Genomic DNA, 6,000 nt, shown 5'->3' on the forward strand with positions numbered 1-6,000 from the left:
GAACGTGAAACGCCCCGGCACAGGCCGGGGCGTTTCACGTTCAGCTACCGCTAGCAGCGGCGTTTTACAGCTCGTCGGCCTCGAGGAAGCCCTGGCTGACGAAGCGGCCATCCTCGACCACCATCTCGATCACCACACCGGGCACGTCGCCGTTCTCGTCGAACTCGTGGCTGCCGGAGGCGCCCTCGTAGTCGATCTCTTCACCGGCGGCGATCAGCTCCACGGCCTTCTCCCACTCGCCGGGCAGGATCTGCTCACCGGGAGCCGAGGAGACGCTGCGCAGCGCCTCGGAGAGGCCCTCGCGTTCGGCGCTGCCGTTCTGCTCGATGGCCAGGGCCAGCAGGAAGGCGGCGTCGTAGGCCTGGGCGGCGAACACCGCGCTGGGGTCGATGTCAGCCTCGGCGGCGAGCGCCTCGAAGGTCTCGGTTCCCGGGGTGTCGGGGCTGCCCGGACGGGTGGCGATCATGCCCTCGAGCACGTCGGCGCCAATCGCCTCGACCAGGCTGTCGCCGACCATGCCGTCGGCGCCCACGTACTGGGTGAACATGCCGCTCTCGTAGGCCTGGCGCAGGATGGTCTGGCCCGAGCCATCGGCATAGGCCAGTACAACCAGCGTCTCGCTGCCGCCGGAGGAGAGCGAGCCCAGCTCCGAGCGGTAGTCGGCGCGGCCGTCTTCATGGGCCTCGTTGGCCGAGACCATGCCCCCCTCGGCCTCGAAGGTCGAGTTGAAGGCGTCCGCAAGCCCCTGGCCGTAGTCGTTGTTGACATAGGTCACCGCGGCATCGGTGATGCCCTTGCTGATCAGCAGCTTGGCCAGCATCTCGCCCTGGAAGGCGTCCGACGGCACGGTGCGGAACACCAGGTCGTTGTCGTCCAGGTCAGTCACTGCCGGGGCAGTGGAGGCCGGCGAGACCATCACCACGCCGCCGGGGATGCCCGCGTTGTTGGCCGCTGCCACGGTAGCGCCGGTACATAGCGCACCAACGATGGCGGTGACGTTTTCGGTGTTGACCATGCGATCCGCGGCGTTAGACGCCGCCGAGGCATCGGCGCAGGTGGTATCGGCATTCGGCATCACCAGCGTCTGGCCACCCAGAATGCCACCCTGCTCGTTGACGTGCTGGACCGCCAGCTGAGCACCGTCGAAAATTGGCGGGGTCAGGCTCTCGATGGGGCCGGTGAACCCGCCCAGGAACCCGATCTTCACTTCGTCGGCCTGCGCCGCACCGATGAGCGTGACGGAGGACGCGGCCACCGCCATCGCTAACAGAGCTTTCTTCATGGTTGTTCTCGCTGTTGCCAGTTAAATTAGTACCTTCATAACTCTGGAAGTGTTTACGCAAAAACACAAGGGCTACGGCGTTAACGCAAGCGACCGTTTGAACGCTACTAGCCTATTGAAAAGCCGCTGATTTTTACCTGCCGCACAGACTGCCCGCTGCACTTCAACGCTGTACACGGTAGGCTTGGGGGAATTCCCCTACCAAGGAGCGCCCCGCATGCTCGACGTGACCCACCTGCACGGCAGCCGCCACGCCATCGGCATGGCCCACGGCCAGCGCCACGCCGCGCAGATTCGGCGAAGCATTGCGGTCTATGACCAACTGTTCCAGGACTTCGTGGGGCTCGACTGGGCCGCCGCCCGGCAAGTCGCGCAGCGCTTCGTGCCCGCCATCGAACGTGGCTTTCCGGCGATACTGGAGGAGCTCGCCGGCATCGCCGAGGGCGCCGACCTGAGTCGCGACGACATTCTCACCCTCAACTGCCGCAGCGAGATCTCGCTGACTCAGGCCAGCGGCGGCTGCTCCGCTTTCTCGCTCTTCCAGCAGGGCCGCCAGTGGCTGGCGCAGAACTGGGACTGGCGCGCCGACCAGCTCGACAACGTGGTGGTGCTGCAGATCGAGGGCGATGACGCCCCGCCGCTGGTCAGCGTCGGCGAAGCCGGCATGGTCGCCAAGATCGGCTTCAATGCCCACGGCCTCGGCGTGTGCCTCAACGCCATCCGCTCGCAGACCTGCGGCGACGGCTTGCCGATCCATGTGGCGCTGCGCAAGATTCTCGAAAGCGACGGCTTCGCCGCGGCCCGACGCATCGTCGAGGAGGACCGCGTCGCCTCGCCGGCGCACTTCCTGGTCGCCAGCGCCGACGGCCAGGCCGCCGGCTTCGAGGTCCAGCCCGGGCCACCCGGCGTGCTCGAACCCAACGCAGGGCGCGTCACCCACACCAACCACCTCTATGCCGAGGCCGCCACCGCCTGCGTCGCCGACTTCCCCAAGCCCGACTCCCACGTGCGCCTGCGCCGCCTCGACGAACTGCTCGCCCCGCCGCCCGAAGCCAGCGTGAGCGCGCTGTTCGACCTGCTTAGCGACCACCACAACGCGCCCATGTCGATCTGCAAGCACACCGACCCCGGCTTGCCCGAAGCCGAGCGCATGGAGACCCTGTTCGCGGTGGTGATGGCCCTCGACGAGCGCGCGCTGCATTTTCGCCACGGCTACCCCTGCGAGGCCGAGCAGACGCTAAGCGTCACTCTCACCTAGCCAAGCGGAGCGCTCTGCTCGCTAAGCTCGCCCTTGAGATACTGCTCGGTGGTCAACAGGAACCGGCGGCGGACCAGATCATGTGCCGCCTCCTCGCGCTGCAGCGCTAGCAGCACCTGCTGCTCCTCAGAGAGCAGGTCCGCCCGGCACGGACGCTGCCAGGCCAAGCGTACCGAGCCCGAGGTGGCATCGCAGACCTGTAGCGACGGAGTAGGCCCCTTGCGAGGGGTATTGGCGTTGTATGTCATCGCGGCCTCCTTGACAGCTCATACAAATGACAAAAATTATCATTTGCAATTGAAATTAGGCGCCCATCGCCTTGCTGTCAAGTCAGTAGCTACGGCACTCAACCGGCCAGCGCCTCCTCCACCAGCGACCGCGCCTGCTCGCTCATCGGCAGCGCCAGAGCCAGTGCGTGCGCCTCCGGCGACATCTTCTTCCAAGTCTTCTGCACGATGCGGATCAGATGGTCGTGCTCCACCTGGCGCGAAAAGTCGCCGAAGTAGTTCTCCAGGAACACCAGGCAGGCGCAATCCTCCAGCGCCTGGGTCTCCGGGTCGCGCCCCAGGCCCTGCTTGCGGATCAGGCTCGCCGCCCGGGCCGCATCATCTGCCGAGTAGCCCGCCTCCTCCATCAGCGCTGCGGTGGTCTCGCCAGCGCGCTTGCCCTGGTCGCGACGCCAGGTCAGGTAGCCCACCCGCCCCTCGGGATAGTCCTCACGTGGCACCTGCCAGCGCTGCAGGTGCTGGGCACGCACCGCCAGCTGCAGCGGCTCGCTGGGCGCATCGGCCAGCGTCTCCAGCCAGGCGCTCATGCGCCGCGCATAGAACAGCTCCTGGGGCAGCGACTCGCCCGCCACCTCCACGCGCCGCGGGTCCTCAGCGTGCAGCGCATCGATGGCGGCCAGGGCTTGGTCATAGGGGGTATCGGACATACTCACTCCTCCTCATCGGCAGCGGTTCAGTGCCGCTGTTTCCTATAGCCTATCAGCCTAGCGGCTGGATAAGGATGACGGGCGGGATACACTGAGCCAGCATCCCGCAGCGGCAAACAGCAGCAAGGAGCAACGCCATGAAATATATCTTCGAAGTGCATATCCGCGACGGCTACCGGGCCGAGGACTACGCCGACGCCTGGGTCCGCGCCAGCCAGCTCATCCAGCAGGCGCCGGGGGCCCGCGGCACCGAGCTGCACCGCAAGATCGACGACCCCAACACCCTGATCGCCATTGCCCACTGGGACAGCAAGGCCAGCCGCGACGCCATGGAAGCCCAGCCCAACCAGGAGATAAAGGCGATCATCCGCTCCGCAGCGCCCTGCTGCGAGATCCGCCTGATCGGCGAATTCGAGGAGCCCGAGTGGGTGGTGATGCCGGCGGGAGGCCCGGCACGGTGAGGTCTCAATCGTGGCAAGACGACATGTCCTTAGTATTGTACATGTCATACCAGCCAAGCTAGACTTGTACAGTGAAACGTACAGGAGGTGCTCCGTGAAAATTATCTCTTTCACAGAGGCTCGCAATGGCCTTAAAGCAGTACTCGACGGCGTGGTGAACGATGCCGATACCACGGTCATTACGCGCCGTGATGCCGAGGACGCCGTGGTAATGTCTCTCGAGCATTACAACAGTCTTATGGAGACGGTGCATCTGCTTCGCTCACCCGCCAATGCTCAGCACTTGAATGAGTCGATTGCGCAATACAGGGCTGGAAAGGCAACCGAGCGTGAGCTGTTAGATGCAGACGACTAGCCGGCTGCTGTGCTGGACTTCGGCGTCATGGGATGACTATCTCTATTGGCAACGTCAGGATAAAAAGACGCTAAAGCGCATCAATAAGTTAATCGCTGATGTACAGCGCTCTCCGCTCGAAGGCATCGGTAAGCCAGAGCCACTTAAGGAGAACTTGGCGGGATTCTGGTCGCGGCGCATCGATGAGACAAACCGCTTGGTATATGTAGTGGATGGTGGTTCCATCACGATAATCTCCTGCAGATATCACTACTGAAGGGGGTGGCATCAGTTACCCTGACACCCTGATCGCCATCGCACACTGGGATAGCAAGGCCAGCCGCGACGCCATGAAGGCCCAGTTCATCATTTGGTGAGCGGCTCCGATGCCCCATTAACACAGCCCAATAAGCTAGCCTGATTACTTGTTTCCACACGGCTCGGTCGGGACGCGATCACCTCGCCGACCTAGTCACGGTCGTAGAACTCATAGTTTCTATCCGCGCGCCCATGCGGGACGCGACATTCCTCTATTACTGGTGGTGCGTATTCTCCATAAAGTTTCTATCCGCGCGCCCCGTGCGGGACGCGACACGAGTTCGCTGATGTCAATAACCTGACTGACGAGTTTCTATCCGCGCGCCCCGTGCGGGACGCGACGGCCTGATGGGCTACCTCTCCGAGCAGCTGGCGCTGTTTCTATCCGCGCGCCCCGTGCGGGACGCGACGCCCTGCGCGTCTTTCAGTCGCACGAGGGCGAGGCGTTTCTATCCGCGCGCCCCGTGCGGGACGCGACCAGGACTTCGTGCGAGAGTTCTATTCAGAGGCGGGGTTTCTATCCGCGCGCCCCGTGCGGGACGCGACCTGCAGCACATCGAGACTGGGGCACTGGAAGGGCTGTTTCTATCCGCGCGCCCCGTGCGGGACGCGACGCCTTATACTGTGCGTGCGTGCCGTGGGCGTTGACGTTTCTATCCGCGCGCCCCGTGCGGGACGCGACCCATCGTCCACGGGGGAGTGCCCGATGGCATGAGGTTTCTATCCGCGCGCCCCGTGCGGGACGCGACGATAAAAGGGCATCAGTCGATCTCCCGGTTACTTGTTTCTATCCGCGCGCCCCGTGCGGGACGCGACGAGCCAGCCCAGTTGAAGTCGCCCGCCAAGCTGGAGTTTCTATCCGCGCGCCCCGTGCGGGACGCGACTAAGCCGGTACTGCGATCCGGCGGACCCGCAAAAGTTTCTATCCGCGCGCCCCGTGCGGGACGCGACCAGCGTAGCGCGTGACGGCCAGCGCCGTGGAGATGTTTCTATCCGCGCGCCCCGTGCGGGACGCGACACGGTAGCGGCGTCACTTGGCCCCGGTAGACGTAGTTTCTATCCGCGCGCCCCGTGCGGGACGCGACATGAAAGAGCGCGGCGAGATCGTGCTGCGCATCCAAGTTTCTATCCGCGCGCCCCGTGCGGGACGCGACTGCTCGGCTACGACCTGCAATTCACCCCCAGGAGGTTTCTATCCGCGCGCCCCGTGCGGGACGCGACAAGGGCAAGGATGCGAGCCGGCAACGCGCCATGGTTTCTATCCGCGCGCCCCGTGCGGGACGCGACCGCGATGCTGCGGCCGTATCGGTCGTGCAGGTCCAGTTTCTATCCGCGCGCCCCGTGCGGGACGCGACGCCTTATACTGTGCGTGCGTGCCGTGGGCGTTGACGTTTCTATCCGCGCGCCCCGTGC

Annotated in this window: 7 protein-coding genes and 1 CRISPR repeat array; of the genes, 4 read left to right on the plus strand and 3 right to left on the minus strand. The window is 64.8% G+C overall.

Features of this window, described 5'->3' with window-relative positions; all coding sequences use genetic code 11:
• Window positions 1-64: 64 nt before the first annotated feature.
• Window positions 65-1,282, minus strand: a complete 1,218-nt coding sequence (locus tag QC821_RS20485; protein ID WP_309725182.1) for an ABC transporter substrate-binding protein — start codon at window positions 1,280-1,282, stop codon at window positions 65-67.
• A gap of 217 nt (window positions 1,283-1,499) precedes the next feature.
• Here QC821_RS20485 and QC821_RS20490 point away from each other — a divergent pair, with 217 nt between their 5' ends.
• Window positions 1,500-2,540, plus strand: a complete 1,041-nt coding sequence (locus QC821_RS20490) for a C45 family autoproteolytic acyltransferase/hydrolase (protein ID WP_309725184.1) — start codon at window positions 1,500-1,502, stop codon at window positions 2,538-2,540.
• Here the strand turns inward: QC821_RS20490 and QC821_RS20495 are convergent.
• Complete coding sequence (locus tag QC821_RS20495) at window positions 2,537-2,788, minus strand: hypothetical protein (protein ID WP_309725185.1); 252 nt, start codon at window positions 2,786-2,788, stop codon at window positions 2,537-2,539. The genes QC821_RS20490 and QC821_RS20495 overlap by 4 nt on opposite strands.
• A gap of 98 nt (window positions 2,789-2,886) precedes the next feature.
• On the minus strand, window positions 2,887-3,474 hold the full coding sequence (locus QC821_RS20500; RefSeq protein ID WP_309725187.1) for a DUF4202 domain-containing protein: 588 nt from the start codon (window positions 3,472-3,474) through the stop codon (window positions 2,887-2,889).
• A gap of 137 nt (window positions 3,475-3,611) precedes the next feature.
• Between QC821_RS20500 and QC821_RS20505 the strand changes: the two genes are divergently transcribed.
• The 3 genes from QC821_RS20505 to QC821_RS20515 all read left to right on the plus strand — a co-directional run bounded on the left by QC821_RS20505 (window position 3,612) and on the right by QC821_RS20515 (window position 4,546).
• On the plus strand, window positions 3,612-3,935 hold the full coding sequence (locus tag QC821_RS20505) for an antibiotic biosynthesis monooxygenase family protein (RefSeq protein WP_309725189.1): 324 nt from the start codon (window positions 3,612-3,614) through the stop codon (window positions 3,933-3,935).
• 94 nt (window positions 3,936-4,029) lie between these two features.
• The gene (locus tag QC821_RS20510) at window positions 4,030-4,290 is read left to right on the plus strand and encodes a type II toxin-antitoxin system Phd/YefM family antitoxin (RefSeq protein WP_309725190.1); all 261 of its coding nucleotides are present in this window, start codon (window positions 4,030-4,032) and stop codon (window positions 4,288-4,290) included.
• On the plus strand, window positions 4,277-4,546 hold the full coding sequence (locus tag QC821_RS20515; RefSeq protein WP_309725192.1) for a Txe/YoeB family addiction module toxin: 270 nt from the start codon (window positions 4,277-4,279) through the stop codon (window positions 4,544-4,546). Before QC821_RS20510 ends, QC821_RS20515 begins: the two co-directional genes overlap by 14 nt.
• Window positions 4,547-4,829: 283 nt before the next feature.
• Window positions 4,830-5,942: direct repeats of the CRISPR family, unit length 33 nt; unit sequence GTTTCTATCCGCGCGCCCCGTGCGGGACGCGAC.
• The last annotated feature ends 58 nt before the right edge of the window (window positions 5,943-6,000 follow it).

The organism is Franzmannia qiaohouensis (assembly GCF_031451695.1).
Taxonomy (GTDB): Bacteria; Pseudomonadota; Gammaproteobacteria; order Pseudomonadales; family Halomonadaceae; genus Franzmannia; species Franzmannia qiaohouensis.

Bases quoted from the DNA above. Each gene is read 5' to 3' on its own strand.
- QC821_RS20485 (WP_309725182.1), bottom strand. From the start codon at position 1,282: ATGAAGAAAGCTCTGTTAGCGATGGCGGTGGCCGCGTCCTCCGTCACG.
- QC821_RS20490 (WP_309725184.1), top strand. From the start codon at position 1,500: ATGCTCGACGTGACCCACCTGCACGGCAGCCGCCACGCCATCGGCATG.
- QC821_RS20495 (WP_309725185.1), bottom strand. From the start codon at position 2,788: ATGACATACAACGCCAATACCCCTCGCAAGGGGCCTACTCCGTCGCTA.
- QC821_RS20500 (WP_309725187.1), bottom strand. From the start codon at position 3,474: ATGTCCGATACCCCCTATGACCAAGCCCTGGCCGCCATCGATGCGCTG.
- QC821_RS20505 (WP_309725189.1), top strand. From the start codon at position 3,612: ATGAAATATATCTTCGAAGTGCATATCCGCGACGGCTACCGGGCCGAG.
- QC821_RS20515 (WP_309725192.1), top strand. From the start codon at position 4,277: ATGCAGACGACTAGCCGGCTGCTGTGCTGGACTTCGGCGTCATGGGAT.